The 15,323-nt window shown below is 64.2% G+C and carries 18 protein-coding genes and 1 pseudogene; 5 read left to right on the forward strand and 14 right to left on the reverse strand.

Annotated features, from left to right (window positions below):
- Positions 1-31: 31 nt before the first annotated feature.
- The 7 genes and pseudogenes from ACFSQT_RS15725 to ACFSQT_RS15755 all read right to left on the reverse strand — a co-directional run bounded on the left by ACFSQT_RS15725 (position 32) and on the right by ACFSQT_RS15755 (position 6,870).
- On the reverse strand, positions 32-2,323 hold the full coding sequence (locus ACFSQT_RS15725; RefSeq protein WP_379020093.1) for a response regulator: 2,292 nt from the start codon (positions 2,321-2,323) through the stop codon (positions 32-34).
- Positions 2,324-2,466: 143 nt separating this feature from the next.
- On the reverse strand, positions 2,467-3,456 hold the full coding sequence (gene acuI, locus ACFSQT_RS15730; protein WP_379020095.1) for an acrylyl-CoA reductase (NADPH): 990 nt from the start codon (positions 3,454-3,456) through the stop codon (positions 2,467-2,469).
- Between the two features lie 57 nt (positions 3,457-3,513).
- Positions 3,514-3,996 carry a signal peptidase II gene (lspA, locus tag ACFSQT_RS15735; protein ID WP_379020097.1) on the reverse strand — a complete coding sequence of 161 codons (483 nt, stop codon included), beginning with the start codon at positions 3,994-3,996 and terminating at the stop codon, positions 3,514-3,516.
- A gap of 13 nt (positions 3,997-4,009) precedes the next feature.
- The gene (locus tag ACFSQT_RS15740) at positions 4,010-4,867 is read right to left on the reverse strand and encodes a TrmH family RNA methyltransferase (protein WP_379020099.1); all 858 of its coding nucleotides are present in this window, start codon (positions 4,865-4,867) and stop codon (positions 4,010-4,012) included.
- Positions 4,868-5,959 carry an RsmD family RNA methyltransferase gene (locus ACFSQT_RS15745; protein ID WP_379020101.1) on the reverse strand — a complete coding sequence of 364 codons (1,092 nt, stop codon included), beginning with the start codon at positions 5,957-5,959 and terminating at the stop codon, positions 4,868-4,870.
- Positions 5,960-6,048: 89 nt separating this feature from the next.
- A pseudogene (locus ACFSQT_RS15750) lies at positions 6,049-6,535 on the reverse strand (DUF1772 domain-containing protein).
- Positions 6,532-6,870, reverse strand: a complete 339-nt coding sequence (locus ACFSQT_RS15755; RefSeq protein ID WP_379020185.1) for a hypothetical protein — start codon at positions 6,868-6,870, stop codon at positions 6,532-6,534. The pseudogene ACFSQT_RS15750 and the gene ACFSQT_RS15755 overlap by 4 nt, the downstream one beginning before the upstream one ends.
- On the opposite strand from ACFSQT_RS15755, the gene ACFSQT_RS15760 reads away from it, so the two are divergent.
- The 5 genes from ACFSQT_RS15760 to ACFSQT_RS15780 all read left to right on the forward strand — a co-directional run bounded on the left by ACFSQT_RS15760 (position 6,802) and on the right by ACFSQT_RS15780 (position 10,323).
- On the forward strand, positions 6,802-8,019 hold the full coding sequence (locus ACFSQT_RS15760; protein ID WP_379020103.1) for an RNA ligase RtcB family protein: 1,218 nt from the start codon (positions 6,802-6,804) through the stop codon (positions 8,017-8,019). The genes ACFSQT_RS15755 and ACFSQT_RS15760 overlap by 69 nt on opposite strands.
- Positions 8,006-8,623 carry a peptide chain release factor H gene (gene prfH / locus ACFSQT_RS15765; RefSeq protein WP_379020105.1) on the forward strand — a complete coding sequence of 206 codons (618 nt, stop codon included), beginning with the start codon at positions 8,006-8,008 and terminating at the stop codon, positions 8,621-8,623. Before ACFSQT_RS15760 ends, prfH begins: the two co-directional genes overlap by 14 nt.
- A 106-nt stretch (positions 8,624-8,729) precedes the next feature.
- Positions 8,730-9,419 carry a helix-turn-helix transcriptional regulator gene (locus tag ACFSQT_RS15770; protein WP_379020107.1) on the forward strand — a complete coding sequence of 230 codons (690 nt, stop codon included), beginning with the start codon at positions 8,730-8,732 and terminating at the stop codon, positions 9,417-9,419.
- A 74-nt stretch (positions 9,420-9,493) separates the two neighbouring features.
- On the forward strand, positions 9,494-9,889 hold the full coding sequence (locus ACFSQT_RS15775; protein ID WP_379020109.1) for a VOC family protein: 396 nt from the start codon (positions 9,494-9,496) through the stop codon (positions 9,887-9,889).
- Positions 9,886-10,323 (forward strand): EVE domain-containing protein, encoded by a 438-nt coding sequence (locus ACFSQT_RS15780; protein ID WP_379020111.1) that lies wholly within the window; start codon positions 9,886-9,888, stop codon positions 10,321-10,323. The genes ACFSQT_RS15775 and ACFSQT_RS15780 overlap by 4 nt, the downstream gene beginning before the upstream one ends.
- Before the next feature lie 12 nt (positions 10,324-10,335).
- Here ACFSQT_RS15780 and ACFSQT_RS15785 read toward each other — a convergent pair.
- The 7 genes from ACFSQT_RS15785 to ACFSQT_RS15815 form a co-directional block, all read right to left on the reverse strand.
- Positions 10,336-11,279, reverse strand: a protein-coding gene (locus ACFSQT_RS15785) for an IS630 family transposase (RefSeq protein WP_379018015.1) whose coding sequence is annotated in 2 segments (ribosomal slippage) — positions 10,336-10,943 and positions 10,943-11,279 — 945 coding nt in all. Because the reading frame shifts where the segments join, the coding sequence is not laid out codon by codon here.
- Between the two features lie 84 nt (positions 11,280-11,363).
- Entirely contained in the window at positions 11,364-12,329 is a 966-nt protein-coding gene (lhpI, locus tag ACFSQT_RS15790; RefSeq protein WP_379020113.1) for a bifunctional Delta(1)-pyrroline-2-carboxylate/Delta(1)-piperideine-2-carboxylate reductase, read from the reverse strand.
- Positions 12,330-12,393: 64 nt separating this feature from the next.
- The gene (locus ACFSQT_RS15795) at positions 12,394-12,987 is read right to left on the reverse strand and encodes a hypothetical protein (RefSeq protein ID WP_379020115.1); all 594 of its coding nucleotides are present in this window, start codon (positions 12,985-12,987) and stop codon (positions 12,394-12,396) included.
- A gap of 238 nt (positions 12,988-13,225) precedes the next feature.
- Complete coding sequence (locus ACFSQT_RS15800; RefSeq protein ID WP_379020117.1) at positions 13,226-13,618, reverse strand: DUF1049 domain-containing protein; 393 nt, start codon at positions 13,616-13,618, stop codon at positions 13,226-13,228.
- Positions 13,619-13,675: 57 nt separating this feature from the next.
- Positions 13,676-13,960 carry an integration host factor subunit beta gene (locus ACFSQT_RS15805; protein ID WP_006200394.1) on the reverse strand — a complete coding sequence of 95 codons (285 nt, stop codon included), beginning with the start codon at positions 13,958-13,960 and terminating at the stop codon, positions 13,676-13,678.
- A gap of 81 nt (positions 13,961-14,041) precedes the next feature.
- Complete coding sequence (gene sppA, locus ACFSQT_RS15810; protein ID WP_379020119.1) at positions 14,042-14,998, reverse strand: signal peptide peptidase SppA; 957 nt, start codon at positions 14,996-14,998, stop codon at positions 14,042-14,044.
- Positions 14,999-15,031: 33 nt separating this feature from the next.
- A complete protein-coding gene (locus ACFSQT_RS15815) occupies positions 15,032-15,244 on the reverse strand; it encodes a hypothetical protein (protein ID WP_379020121.1) in 213 nt (70 codons plus the stop codon).
- Positions 15,245-15,323: the final 79 nt, after the last annotated feature.

Raw genomic sequence — 15,323 nt, forward strand, 5'->3', positions numbered from 1 at the left:
AGACGGGTCGGCGCAGAGGAAGAAAAGCGGCTCAGGCCGCGACTTGTCCCTCGACGGCATTGACCAGCGCGTCAGGGTCGAGTGGCTTGGTGACGAAGCCGCTGGCGCCATGAGCCAGCACCGCATGGCGGGTCTTTTCCTGGCTGTCGGCCGACAGCACCATGATCGGCACCGGCGGCGCGGCGGTTTCCTCCTCGTGGCGGCGGATGGCGGCAATCGCGTCCAGCCCGTCCATGACCGGCATGTGCAGATCCATCAGCACCACGTCGAAGCGGTGTTTGTGCCCGGCGCCGGTGACAGCCTCGACGGCGGCCTTGCCGTTGCCGACCACCTCGACGCGATGCCCGGCCTTCAGCAGCGTGGCGCGGGCAAGCATGGCGTTGATGTCATTGTCCTCGGCGATCAGCACCGACAGGCCTCGCTGGCGGCTGCCGACGGCACGAAGTGAGGGCGCGCCGTGCTTTTCCGGCTGCGGCTGGGCGAGTGCGAGAGCATTGCTGCTCAACAGCACACGCAGAAGCGTTCCGCCACGCACCGGCCTGGCAAGGAAGGTTGCGTAGCCGCTGGCGCGGAACTCGCCAAGCATGCCGCGGTCGGTCGGCGCGATCAGCGTGATCGCCTCGCAGTCGGTGAAACCGTTCTGGCGCAGGCGCTTGAGCAGCCTGCCGTCGCTCTCTTCCATGGCCGCGTCGACCAGAAGCACATCGCAGCCGTCGGCGAAGGGCGCTGCCTGCGCGACGGTGGTGGCGACATCGACCGCGCCGCCATTGGCGCGGATGGTGCGGGCGATGGCATCGGCCTCGACGGCGTTTTTGGACAGGATCACCGCGCGCTTGTCCGAGAGCGCGTTCTGCCGGCTCTGCGGCGCTTCGGTGGCCGATATTGCCGGGACTTCGAAGACGAACTCGGATCCCTGGCCAAGCCGGCTCGATACCGAAATCGTGCCACCCATGGCGGCCACCAGGCGTTTGGAGATGGCAAGACCGAGGCCGGCCCCGCCATGCGTGCGCGTCGACGTGCCGTCGGCCTGCTCGAACTCCTCGAAAATGCGCTCCAGGTCCTCATCATGCAGACCTGGACCGGTATCGGCGATGGTGAAGCAGATGCGGTCGGTGGTTTCGGTGCGCGCGCGCGCAATGCTCACCAATACGCCGCCGCTATCGGTGAACTTGATGGCATTGCCGATGAGGTTGAGCAGCACTTGCCTGACCTTGCCCGGATCGGCGGTGATCAATTGCGGCACGTCGGGTTCGACATGGCAGCCGAGCCCGATATCCTTGGCGAAGGCGCGGGCAGCCAGCAATTCGATGATGTTGTCGGCGATCTCGCGCACCGACATCGGCTGCGGTTCCGGGTCGAAGCGCCCTGCCTCGATCTTGGAGTAATCGAGCAGATCCTCGATCAGGGCGAGCAATGCGCTGGCCGAGGTCGAGACGGCGCCGACATAGGTCTGCTGCTCCGGCGACAGGCTGGTGTCGGCCAGCAACCTGGCCATGCCCATGATGCCGTTCATCGGCGTGCGAATTTCATGGCTGACCGTGGCGAGGAAGCGCGATTTGGCCTGGCTGGCATATTCGGCCCGCTCGCGAGCGGTGATCAGCGAGGATTCGGCCCGTTTGCGGGCGGTGATGTCGCGGGCGATGGCGCGATGCGACGCGGCGCCGCTGTCCTTGTCGCGCACCGACAGTTCGATCCACGAAAACCAGCGCGGACCGCTGGGCGTGCGGATGGCGACATCGGTGGAGCTCAGGCACTCATGGTCGGAAAAGGCGGCATCGGGAACGATGCCGACATCGATGCCGAGTTCAGCCAGCGTCTTGCCGGCCAGGTCGCGCTGGTCGGTTTCGACGAGATCCGCAAAGACCTTGTTGGCATAGACGATGTAGCCATCGCGGTCGCGATGAATGACGAGGTCGCCAAGTGCGTCGATCAGGCCGCGAAAGCGTTCCTCGCTCTCCTGCATTTCCCACATGCGGTCGGCCAGCGTCTCGATCTCGGCGCGGCTGCGGGCGGTGGTCTCGTCAAGCAGCGCCGCGGTGCGGTGTTCGCTCCGCCTGGTGCGCAGATGCATGGCAAGGCCGGCGAGGCCGATTGCCAGCAATGCGACGCTGATAAAGACCGGTGCCCCGGTCAGATGCGCCAGGCCTGCCAGGACGACGATGGCGACGAAGGCCAGGAACGGAAGGCGGCCTTCCCGCCTGGCGGGTTCCGGTCCGGGCACCAGCGGCGGCGCGGCGACAAAGCGCCGCGTCGACACCGGTGGGGGCGCCCCATCGATGCCTTCGCCAGTGTCCGCCTGTTGGCTGCCGGATTCCGCGATCATGCGAAATCCTTGCCAGACAGACATTATGGAAAATTGCGGCGGATCGTTCGAATTTTAGCGGATGAGCGCTTTTTGCCGGGGCGACGATGGATTTGCCACCGGACGTGGCAATTCCGTCCGCCTTCTCCAGGCAGTCGAGCGGTTCACATATCCACGACGACGCGCCCGCGGATCTTGCCGTCGACGATGTCGCGGGCGGCATCGATGATGCCGTCGAAACCGATGGTCGTCGACAGGCTGGCGAGCTTGTGCAGATCGAGGTCGGTGCCGATGCGCCGCCATGCTTCGAGGCGGACTGCCTTCGGCGCCATCACCGAATCGATGCCGAGCAGCGAGACGCCACGCAGGATGAAGGGGGCGACGCTGGTCGGCAGGTCCATGCCGCCGGCCAGGCCGCAGGCGGCGACCGCACCGCCATAAGAGGTCATCGACAGGACATTGGCCAGCGTGTGGCTGCCGACCGCGTCGACACCGCCGGCCCAGCGCTCCTTGGCCAGCGGCTTGGACGGCTGGGCAAGCTCGTCGCGCGATATCACTTCGGCAGCGCCAAGGTTGATCAAATAGGGGCTTTCGGCGTTGCGACCGGTGGACGCGATGACATGGTAGCCGAGACTGGACAGGATCGAGACCGCGACCGAGCCGACACCACCGGCCGCTCCCGTCACCACCACCGGGCCGCGATCGGGCAGGATGCCGTGCCGCTCCAGCGCCATGACGCACAGCATGGCTGTATAGCCGGCGGTGCCGACCGCCATTGCATCGTGCGCGCTGATGCCTTGCGGCAGCGGCACCAGCCAATCGCCCTTGACGCGGGCACGCCCCGCAAACGCGCCGAAATGGGTTTCGCCGACGCCCCAGCCGTTCAGGATGACCTTGTCGCCGGCGCGCCAGTCGGGATGCGAAGACGAGATGACGGTGCCGGCGAAATCGATACCCGGCACCAGCGGCCAGCGCCGCACCACCGGCGCCTTGCCGGTGATGGCAAGGCCGTCCTTGTAGTTCACCGTCGTTGCCTCGACCGCAACGGTGACGTCGCCTTCCATCAGGTCGGCTTCGGTGAGATCGGTTACGGTTACCGACTGCTTTTTCTCGGCGTCACGCGAGACGAGGATGGCTTTGAAGGTTTCGGGCATCTCTTTCTCCGCGATCTTGTTTGGCGACATGGACTGTGCGGCGATGGCCGCACGGGGTCAATCGTTCGAAGGTCTGGGCTCGCGCCGCCAGCCGAACAGTTCGTCGAAGACGACCAGTGCCGCGCCCACCGAGATGAAGGCATCGGCAAGGTTGAAGATGGCGAAGGACCAGACCGGCGTGTGGAATAAAATGTAATCGACGACGTGGCCGTAGACGGCGCGGTCGATCAGATTGCCGAGCGCGCCGCCGACGATCAGCGCAAAGCCGGTGCGGGCAAGGATCTGGGACGGCGCGATGCGCGTCGCCAGGAACAGCACGAAGGCAACGACCGCCAGCGAAATGACGATCAGCCCGGTGTCGCCGAAGGACGAGAACATCGAGAAGGCGATGCCGGTGTTGTAGGTGCGAAACAGCGCCAGGAAAGGCACGAGGTCGAGCTTTTCCTGAAAGGGCAGGCCGGTCTCGACCAGGTGTTTTATCCACTGGTCGAGCGCTATGGCCGCGATGACAAGCAACGCGTAAGGGGACCATGATCTCACAGGCGGGCAACCTTCATTGCGGGTCCACGATTGGTTCGAGCCTCAGTGCGCCGCGCCGGATCTCGAACAGCATGATGCCGGTGGCAACCGCAAGATTGAGCGAATCGGCGCGGCCCGCTTGCGGAATTCTAAGCAGCCTGTCGCAACTCGCCGCCAGGCTTTCGGGCAGCCCCTGCTGCTCGTTGCCCATCATCAGCAGCACCGGGCCGCGGGAAAAATCGACCGAGCGGTAGTCGACGGCGCCTTTCAAATGGGTGCCGGCGACGAGGCCCGAAAACCCGCCTCGCCAGGCAAGGAAGGCCTCGGTCGTCGCCTTGGCCACCGGCACGGCGAAGATCGAACCCATGGTGGCGCGCACCGTCTCGACGGAAAAGGGATCGGTGGTGTCGCCGACCAGGATGACACCCTTGGCGCCGACCGCATCGACGGTGCGGATGACGGTGCCGAGATTGCCGGGATCGCGCACCCGGTCGAGCGCCACCCAGACATCGCCATTGTCGGCGCGGACATCCTTCAGCGGCAGGAATTTTTGCGAAAAGACGCCGACAACCATTTGCGGATTGTCGCGGCGGGTGATGGCGACGAGCACTTTTTCCGACACTTCGAGCACTGTGCCGCCGGCGGCCACCGTGCGCGCCGCGACCTTCTCCACCGCGGCGTTGCCGCGTCCGGCCTTGGCGAACACCAGTGTCCTGATCTGCCAGCCAAGATCGAGCGCGTCGATAACCAGCTTCAGTCCCTCGGCCATGAAGGCATTCTGCTGATCGCGGAATTTCTTCAGGGCCAGCGCCTTGATGTCCTTGACCAGCGGGTTGGCGAGGCTGGTCACTTCCTTCACCAGCCCGGGTGCGCCTGCATGCCGCTCGTTCATTCAGGCCACCCAACGCGAAAACAATGAGGTCGAAAGCGCCCGGCCGGCGGACTTTTCACGGATGATCAGCTCACCTGATTCGACCGTGCCGCCCATGCCGGCAAAGGTGTCGCGCATCAGGGCATGAACGGCGAAGAACGAAGCGCGGATCGAATAGGCCGTCAGCACCACGGCAAGCGGCTTCGGCGTCAGGATCGAACGGCAGAGGTCGGTCAAATCTGGCAGGTCCTCGAACAATTGCCAGACCTCGCCCTTGGGGCCACGACCATAGGCCGGCGGGTCGAACAGGATGATGTCGTAGCGGCTGCCGCGGCGTTCCTCACGCTCGGCGAATTTCACCGCGTCGTCGACGATCCAGCGGATCGGCTTGCCGCCGAGCCCGGCCATCTCCTGGTTTTCGCGAGCCCAGCCGATCGCTTTCTTCGAGGCATCGACATGGGTGACCTCGGCGCCGGCGCGGGCCGCCACCAGCGAGGCGAGACCAGTATAGCCGAACAGATTCAATACCTTGACCGGCCGTTTGGCGGCCGCAATCAGCCCGGCCATGTGGTCCCAGTGCGAGGCTTGCTCCGGGAAGACGCCGACATGGCGAAACGAGGTGAAACGGCCGAGATAGTCGATGCCGTCATGCTTCATCGGCCAGGTCTCGCCGAGCGGCGTCTTGGGGAAGCGCCAGCGGCCGATGCCTTCCTCGTCGGTATCGCCGGTGAAGATGGCGTCGGCGCGCTCCCAGTCTTTTGCCGGCAAGGCCTTTTGCCAGATCGCCTGGCCCTCGGGCCGCACGATGCGGTAGGGGCCATATTGTTCGAGCTTCTGCCCGGCGCCGCTGTCGAGCAGCGCATAATCGGCATTCGGCGCCACTTCGAGGATCACAGGAAGGTGCTCGGTCGGCAGGGCGCCATCGCGGCGGGCAAGGACGCGCGGCTCTGGTTTCGGCGCGGGCTGGCTATCCGGTTTCACGTCACGAGGTTCGCGCGGCCTGGTATCTGCTTTAACCGCCGACGGATTCTCCGTCCGGCGCGGCTGCGGGGGCCCGCTCTTCGCCGGCTGGTGCGGGCGGCCGTCGCGGCGTTTGTCGCGAAAAGACTTCAAGAAGCAGCATCTCCGGCGGTTCGGCCCGCTTCTGCCACAGCTTCACCCTTGTGCGCAACAAACGGCGATCTGTCGACGATTTCAACTGGTCAGCCATGCCCGATCGAAAGCAGGCCGACAATCAGTGATACGAAACCGGCGGCCTTGATGCCCGTGACAACCATGTGGCCGGTTTCCCAACGCAGCCGGATCGTATCGAAGTTTTCCGGAATAGGTCCGGGCACCCACGTCCCCAGAACATCATTCGCCGGATTGACCAGAACAGACCACACCGCCAGGGAGACGGCATAAAGCACGGCAGCAGCCAGCACGAACCAGAAGGCCGGACGATCGGCACGCAGCAGCCATGCCAGAAGTCCCGGACAGACGATTGCAGCTGTGTCCAAGGGAGCGCCAATCCGCAAACAGCACGAACTGGCCATTGAAAACGGTGGTCTCAGGCCAGAGGGATGGCGACCATTTGGTCAGCCGAGGAACCGATTCCAGGACATGAGCGAAGGACGGTCCAAGGCTGAGCGCTGCGATGGTGGCGGTCAGGGCACACCAGAACAGCAGAAAGCCGCGTATCTCCGTCATTTCGGGACAACGGGGTGGATGCCGAAGGTGTTCCTGCCGGGTGCCATGTCGTTTGCTGTTGAAAAGGCGTCACGCTTGTTTTTTCGCGCGCTTCGTTTATGAGGGGCCGCATTGTTGTTTCTGGAACGGGAGCGAAAGATGACGACCATCTTCACCGCGCACCCCTCGAGGGTTCCGGCGTAGGCCAGCATTTTGCTGACTTGCCGCCGGTCGAACGGATGCCTGACGGCGTCCGGTTTGTGACCTTTATCCAGAAGTGTTCCATCATGGGCAATTTTATCGGAGGCCTCGGCCTCCCTTCGTCGTGCGCAGCACCTGCTGCGCACATCCAGCATTGTTTTTCGCCGCAGACATGGATCGAGGGCGCGGCGCTCCAGCAGCTCGGGAACGTCGCGGCCTTGCCCGGCGTCACCTCGGTTGCGGCCTTTCCAGACCTGCATCCCGGCAAATACGGTCCGACCGGCATTGCCGTGCTGTCAGAACGGCTGCATCCGCAACTGATCGGCAACGACATTGGCTGCGGCATGTCGCTGTTCGAGCTCGACCTGCCGTTGCGCAAGCTCAGGATCGACAAGGCTGTCGAATGCCTGCGCCGGACCGAAGCGGAGGATATCGACCCGCATGCGGCGCTCGCTGCCTCTGACCTGCCGACGGATCTCTATCCGGATGCGCTGGGCACGATCGGCGGCGGCAACCATTTCTGCGAGCTGCAAGCGGTCGACCAGACCGATGCGGCTGGGGAAGGCCTGTTCGACCGCCAGAAGCTCTATCTGCTGGTGCATTCCGGCTCGCGCGGGCTTGGTGCCTTTGTCTTCGGGCAGATGCTGGATTTCCAGTCGGCGGTGACGGCCGGGCTCGATCCGGAGTCGGCCGCGGGCAAGGACTGGCGTCGTCAGCATGATATTTGCGTCACCTGGGCGTCGCTCAACCGCAGGCTGATCGCCGAGCGCGCGGCCAGCGCCTTGCGCAGCGAAGCCCGGCTGGTGGCTGATGTGCCGCATAACCTTGTCCGCGACCGGGCCGATGGTTTCGTCCACCACAAGGGCTCGGCCGCGGTACGGGCGGGAGATGTCGCACCGATCGCCGGTTCGCGCGCCAGCCTGAGCTATGTCGTGCGGGCGCTCAACGGTACGGGCCTATCGCTCGGCGGCATTTCGCACGGTGCCGGCCGCAAATACGACCGTGCCACCATGCACGGCCGTGCCGGGCGCAACAGGTCGGAGCGCGACGCCTTGCTCAGAAATGCCTGGGGCGGGCAATTGATCTGCGACGACCGCAACCTGGTCATCGAGGAAGCGGCGCCCGCCTACAAGGACGCCGGACAGGTGGTTCAAGACCTTGCCGATGCCGCCCTGGTCGTGCGGCTTGCGGCAATGAAGCCGCTGGTGACCTACAAGAAGGCGATGGAAGGCCCGCCCGATCGGACACGCAAGAATCCATCTCGCGAACGTATGGCAAGGAGGGCGAACCATGGCCGCGATTGACATGCTCGTCACCTCAGGCAACGGACCGGTCGAATGCCGCATCGCCTTGATGGCGCTGGTGGAGACCATCGAGAAGGAAGCCGTTCGGCTCGGCTGCACCTGCGAGGCCTCCTTTGGTCACAGGCCGGACCGGCATGGCGCCAAATCCGCCGTGCTCAGCCTCGAGGGCCGCAACGCCGAAGCGCTCGCGCGGGAGTATTGCGGCACCGTCAAGTTCGTCTTCAAAAGCCCGGTGCGTGCAGGCCACAAGCGCCAGAACTGGTTCGTCGGCGTGAAGACGGTGGACCTGGCGGCGGCGGCGCCTGCCGCGGCTTCGATCGCGGTGTCGGATGTTCGTTTTGAGACGCTGCGCGCCGGCGGACCCGGCGGACAGCATCAGAACACCACCGACAGCGCCGTGCGGGCCGTCCATCTGCCGACGGGTATTGTGGTGACGGCACGCAACGAACGCTCGCAACACCGCAACAGGGCGATCGCGCTGAGGCGGCTGGAAGCGATGCTGCGGGTTCTCGCTGATCGCGAGGCCGAACAGTCGAAAGCGGAGATCTTCATCGCCAACAAGGCGCTGGAGCGCGGCAATGAGGTCAAGGTGTTTCGGCTCTGACCTCCGAGCGAAGTGGCGCGGCGGCGTCGCCGGATGGGAAAACCGTCCTGGCTTCCTGCCGCGCTCCTGCGGTTCTATCGTGGCCTTGTCCCAAGTCCCGAGAATCATGTCCCGCTCAGAACGCCTGCTCGACCTGATCCAAACGCTACGCCGGCACCGCCGGCCGGTGAGCGGACAGGCGCTGGCCGCTGAACTCGGGATTTCGATCCGCACGCTCTACCGCGACATCGCCACGCTGCAAGGCCAGGGCGCACCGATCGAAGGTGAAGCTGGCCTGGGCTATGTGCTCAAGCCCGGCTTCATGCTGCCGCCGCTGATGTTCAGCGACGAGGAGATCGAGGCCATCGTGCTCGGCTCGCGCTGGGTCGCCAAGCAGCCGGACCGGCGCCTCTCGGCCGCTGCCGCCAACGCGCTGGCGAAGATCGCGGCCGTGCTGCCGGACGATCTGCGCGAGGATCTCGACGCCTCGACGCTGCTCGTCGGACCTCCCGACGCAGCTGTCGAGGGCATCGACCTCGGACTGGTGCGGCAGGCCATCCGCAACGAGCGCAAGCTCGGCTTTTTGTATCGCGACGCTGGCGGCGCCGCCTCCGAACGCGTGGTCTGGCCGTTTGCGTTGGGGTTCTTCGACAAGGTGCGGGTCGTGGTGGCGTGGTGCGAGATGCGGCAGGATTTCCGGCATTTTCGCGCCGATCGCATCGCAGAGCTCAAGGCCACCGACAGGCGCTATCCGCGTCGTCGCCAGGCGCTGCTGAAGGAATGGCGGGCGACGCTCGACAAGCCGCGCGGCTCGTGACGGCTACTGCCAGAATCTGACAGTAGTCCATCCTATTGTCGCCAGGTCGAAACGCTGAACCTTGGAGAGCAGACATGACATCCCCGAATTTCGTCATCCTCTATGTCGACCAACCACAGCAGAGCGGTGCCTTCTACAGCGCGCTGCTCGGTCGCGAGCCGGTCGAAAGTTCGCCGACCTTCGTGCTGTTCGTGCTCGACGCGGGCTTCAAGCTCGGCCTCTGGTCGCGCCATACGGTGGAGCCGGCCGCGACCGCAGCAGGCGGCGGCGCCGAAATCGTCTTTGCGCTGGATACGCCGGATGCGGTCGATGCCGCCCATGCCGACTGGTCCAGGCGCGGGCTGAAAATCCTGCAGACGCCGACCGACATGGATTTCGGCCGCACCTTCGTGGCGCTCGATCCCGACAACCATCGCCTGCGCGTCTACTGGCTGTCCGATGGGGAACAGGCCAATGGGGAACAGAAATGAGCGCGTACTGGATCGCCGTTGCCTCGGCCGAACACGTCCGGCGCGGCCGTCAGGGCGGCTTCATGCAGGTCAATCACGGCAAGGCGGCACCGCTGCGCCGCGTCAAACCCGGCGACGGCATCGTCTATTATTCGCCAACCACCATTTTAGGCGAAAAGGACGGTCTGCAGGCCCTTACGGCGATCGGCACCGTGCGGGAAGGCGAGCCCTATCAGGGCGATATGGGCGGCGGCTTCACGCCGTTCCGGCGCGATGTCGAGTGGACAAAGGCCGAGGAAACATCGATCAAGCCGCTGCTCGACAGGCTGGACTTCACCGCCGGCAAGTCGAATTGGGGTTATCAGCTTCGCTTTGGCCTCTTCGAAATCAGCGCCCATGATTTTTCGCTGATCGCCGAGGCGATGGGCGCCAAAATTGCCGCGGCAGCAAACTAGAGCACGTCCGGTTTAATCTGGGTCATAACCTGCGGCCTTGAAGTAGTTCTGGCATTCGGCTGGGGTGAAGAGGTCGACGAGCGATCCGACGGCGGTCCACAGGGCTGTGATTGTCCTCTCGGCTTTGGCCCGCATAAGAGCCTTGAGTTTTGAGAAGGCGTTTTCGATCGGATTGAAGTCGGGGCTGTAGGGCGGCAGGAACATGAGCCTCGCGCCGGTCGTCTCGATTGCATCGCGAACGCCGGCGGCCTTGTGGGCGGGAAGGTTGTCCATCACGACGATGTCGCCCTCCGACAGGGTCGGGACCAGCACCTGCTCGACATAGGCCAGGAATACGTTGCCGTTCATGGCGCCGTCATAGACGAACGGGGCGGTCATGCCCGTCAGCCGCAGTGCGCCGGTGAAGGTGGTGGTTTTCCAATGGCCGTGCGGCACGCCCGCCCGGCAACGCTCACCGCATGGCGCACGGCCCCGCAGCCGGGCCATCTTGGTCGATAGTCCAGTTTCATCGATGAACACCAGCTTTGCCGGATCGAGGTCGAGTTGGCCGTCGAACCACGCACGACGGCGCTTCAGGATGTCGGGACGATCCTGCTCCAGTGCATGTGCGGACTTTTTTTGAACGTCCAGCCGTGCCGGCCAAGCCAGGCGCTTAAGGCGCTGCGACTGATCCGAGCCGATCGCTCGACCGCCAGCCGCTCTACCATCTCGTTCAGCGTGATGTCCTTGCGCTCATCGATCAACCCCACGATGAAGGCTTTATGCGCATCGAGGCTGGACGCGCGTCGACGGCCTTGCGGCCGCGGCGTCCGCTCGCCGATCTTCGCCCGTGCGATCCACCGGATTGCACTCGATATGCCGACGCCGAACCGCGCCGCCGCCTGCCGGGCAGACATGCCCGCGTCCGAAGCCTTCAAGACCCGCGATCGAAGATCGTCGCTCAGTGCTCTTCCCATCATCCACCTCATCAAAGTGGATGTTGAATCACCCGCGAAGCCCGACGTCACATCACAATCGATTCATTGATCGCGGGACGTGCTCTAGGCCTTGAGTGCCTTGTAGACGGCAATGCCGGCGGCAAGGTCCTCAAGCGCTGCGCCGACCGACTTGAACAGCGTGATCTCACCTGCGCTCTCGCGACCCTTCTTCTGGCCGCGCGCCAGTTCGTGCAGATCGGCGACGATGGCGTCCGGCTTCAGCACGCCGGAGGCCAGTGGCTGGACGATGTCGCCAGCCTCCTTGGTGGCGCCGGCGCGGGTGTCGACATAGACGCGGGCAATCGCGATCGCGTCATCATCGCTTTCGCGCATCGTCGGGGTGAAGCCGCCGACCAGGTCGACATGGGTTCCCGGCCGCAACAGGGCGCCCTTGATCAGCGGTGTGGCGGTGATCGTCGCCGAGGAGATGATGTCGGCCTGCCCAAGTTCGGCGTCGAGGTCGCTTGCGGCGCTGGCCGCGAAGCCTTCGGCGCACAGATCGGCGGCGACCTTCTCGGCATTGGCCGGGGTGCGGTTCCAGATGCGGATGGCCTTGATCGGCCGCACGGCGCAATGCGCCTTGGCGAGGAAGGGCGACAGCGCGCCGGCGCCGACCACAAGCAGCCTCGAGGCATCGTCGCGGGCGAGATAGGAGGCCGCGAGCGCCGAAGCGCAGGCGGTGCGCCACTGCGTCAGCCGCTGGCCGTCGATCAAGGCTTCAGGTTCGCCGGTGGCACCGTTGAGCAGAAGATAGAGGCCCATCACCGCGGGCTTGCCGATGGTGTTGTTGTCGGGCGAGACGGTGACGATCTTGACGCCGATGTGACCGCTGGCCGACGTGCCGGCGGCGTTGAAATCGGTCCATGCCGGCATCAAAAGCAGTGTCGAGGCGGCGCCGTCGGGCCGTTCGACCGTATGGTGATGCCTTACCGGTTGCACTGCACCATCGCGAAAGGCCGCGCGCAGCGTCTCGACCAGGCCGGAAAAACTGAGCGCACGGTCGACCGCGTCGGCATCAATCATCCTCATGGCATCACCCCGCTATCATCGAATGGCTGGAATGCCCCGTCGGGGCATGCCGGTCAAGCGATGATCAACTCGCCGCGGCAAGCGTGGCAGCCCAGGCTTTCACCGCCGCCAGGTCGGGCAAGGCCACGCGCGTGCTGTTCCTCAATTCGTGCGTCGCCTGGGTGACATCAGGCGTCCACATCACCGAGGGGATGTCGGTCTTTGCGGCGACAACGATCAATTCCAGCAGCTTTGCCCAGACATAAGCGTGGATCTGGACGTGATCCTGGACGTCGAGGCCGTAGCCGGTGCCGAGGCCGAAACTGCCATTGTTGGCATCGCCGTGCTTCATATAGACCGGCACGACGATGTCCTCGCCGCCGTTCAGGCTGGTTTTGAGGCTATCGAAGACACCGTCATTGGCCTTTGGCGACAGCTCCATCGTGTCGATGCCGATATATTGCGGGTGGCCCCGGCCGCGTGTCGGACCCTTCTGGACGCTCGCCATGCCGCCGCCGTTCAGCGGTTGCCCGCGGGCTATGAACTGATTGCCGGAATTGGCACCCCATAGATACAAGGTGTTCTTGCCCCAGGTCGGCCAGACCGTGTCGGCGTCAGTGCCATCCCACCATTTGTCGGGCAGTCGCGGCACCATGCCGAAAGCTATATTCCCCGCCATGTTTCACCCCCCAAAGGTCTACGCCCGGACCGATGTCAGAGCCTGTGACCTTGGAGCATTTTACATGAGTTCGAAGTCAAATACGCTCCGTCGTCTTGTTTATTGTTTGAACATCCCGAAAACCGGCTTCCCTTATCGGGATGATGCTTCACGCTCGAAGAACAGGATCAGGCCAAGGGTCTTGCCCATCGCCTGAAAAATGTTGCGAGAGCCGGCAACTTCATCCCCGGCCGACGTTTCAACTCGTCGGCTTCGGCAATGTCGATCCCTGGGCCGACCCTTCGGCCGACCCTTCGGCCGACCCTTGGGCCGACCCTTGGGGCGAGCCTTGCGGTGCCGCCGGCGCGCGGCTGACCGCCTGGCGCAGGTTCTCGGCCTCGACGCCGCGCTGGCGCGCCAGCTTGCGATAGCGGCCCTGCTTGACCCAGGTCGCCAGGCTGCCGACGACCATGCCGACGGCGAGAGCCAGGAACAGGAAGATGAACAGCGGCAAGGTCAGCGTCAGCTTTGGATTGCCGGGATTGAACGGGTCCAGCGTGAAGGAGACCAGTTCGCGATTGGCCACGGCGAGCGCGATCAGGATGATCGCCAGGGGCACGAAGACCACGATGAGCATGAAGCGATTGAACATGATGTTTTCCGTCGGAAGCTGGCCTCTCCGAAAGGCCGTCTGGCGCTGACGCCGCGCCTACTTGCCGCCGTTCAGCCTTTCACGCAACTCCTTGCCGGTCTTGAAGAACGGCACCCATTTCTCCTCGACCTCGACGGATTCGCCGGTGCGCGGATTGCGACCGGTGCGGGCGGGACGGTTTTTCACCGAAAAAGCGCCGAAACCGCGCAACTCGACCCGGTTGCCCTCGGCGAGAGCGTCGGTGATTTCATCGAAGATCGCGCCGACGATGTTTTCAACGTCGCGCAGGAAAAGATGCGGATTGCGCGTGGCAATAATCTGCACAAGTTCGGACTTGATCATCAGACGGGTCCCCGTGAAAGCAGTGCGGTCAAAATTATGAGGATGATTTTATTTGCTTTTTCACTCGCCCCAAACGGCATCTCAAGGGTGCCAGACGGAAACGAGACCGTCAAGAAACAAGCGGTCGGCGCCGAGTTCATGAATGACATCGCCGCTGTAGGCCGGCAGGCCGAGCGCGCTGCCGATCGTTTGCGCCATCGCTTTCGAGAACAGGAAGCCGCCGCGCTGTTCCGTGTCCTTCCACTCGACCACCTTGAGTTTGGCATCGACGCCCTTGGTCGCCAGCCAGTCGACCGCTTCGGTCTCGCCGCCGACGGCATCGATCAGCCCGTTGGCGACGCCCTGGCGACCGGTGAAGATCGAGCCGTCGGCAAGCGCCAGCGCCTGCTCGCGGGTCATCTTGCGGCGTTCGGCAACGATGCCGACGAACCAGTCGTAGCTGTCGAGGATGAGCTTGCGGACCATGGCGCGTTCGTCGTCATTGGTCGGCTTGAAGGGAGACGGCGAGGCTTTCAGCGGCGAGGATTTCACTTCCTCCAGCTTGACGCCGAGCTTGTCCATCAGGCCGCTGACGTCCGGATACTGGATCAGCACGCCAATCGAGCCGACGATCGAGGTCTTGCGGGCAACGATGTGATCGGCGGCACTGGCGATCATGTAGCCCGCCGATGCGGCGAGCGTGCCGACTTCCGCGACCACCGGCTTGTCGGCTGCCAGCTTGCGCACCTCTTCATAGATCGATTCACCGCCGACTGTGGTGCCGCCGGGCGAATCGATCGACAGGATCACGCCTTTCACCTTCGACGACTGGCGGATGGTTTCCAGCCGCTTGATCAGTTCCTCGTCCTCGGTGATGGTGCCTTCGATCCTGACCTTGGCGATATGGTCGACGGCCGCGCCGGCGAAGTCGTCGCCGTAGAACCAGACCGAAAGCGCAATCACCCCGAGTGCCACGATGCCGATGGCCGCAACGCGCCAGAATGTCAGTTTGCGCCGCAAGCGGCGGCGGTCGATCAGGTCGTCGGCTCTCGGTACCATGGTCAGCCTTTCAGTCGGCGGGAAGACACGCTTCTAGACCATGATCCGCCCATCTGGAAGCAATTCTCTTTCCAGCACGACGAGACAATCCGCGCGGACGGCCGCGATGGCCGTGCCGGATGCACGATCGACCGGGCCGGCCAGGCGGGCATCCGCCCCGCTTCGGGCACAGGTCTCTTCACGCATTTGTGTGATCGCCGCGAGGTCTGGCGACGAGACCGACAGCTGACAAATCTTACGCCGCATGTCCGTTTCTGCTAATGAAGAACGCGCAGTTGTGCAGATCTCGTTTTCATCTGTACAAAAGCGGCGGTCACATTTTTGC

It is taken from the genome of Mesorhizobium calcicola, assembly GCF_042682105.1.
Classification (GTDB): domain Bacteria; phylum Pseudomonadota; class Alphaproteobacteria; order Rhizobiales; family Rhizobiaceae; genus Mesorhizobium; species Mesorhizobium calcicola.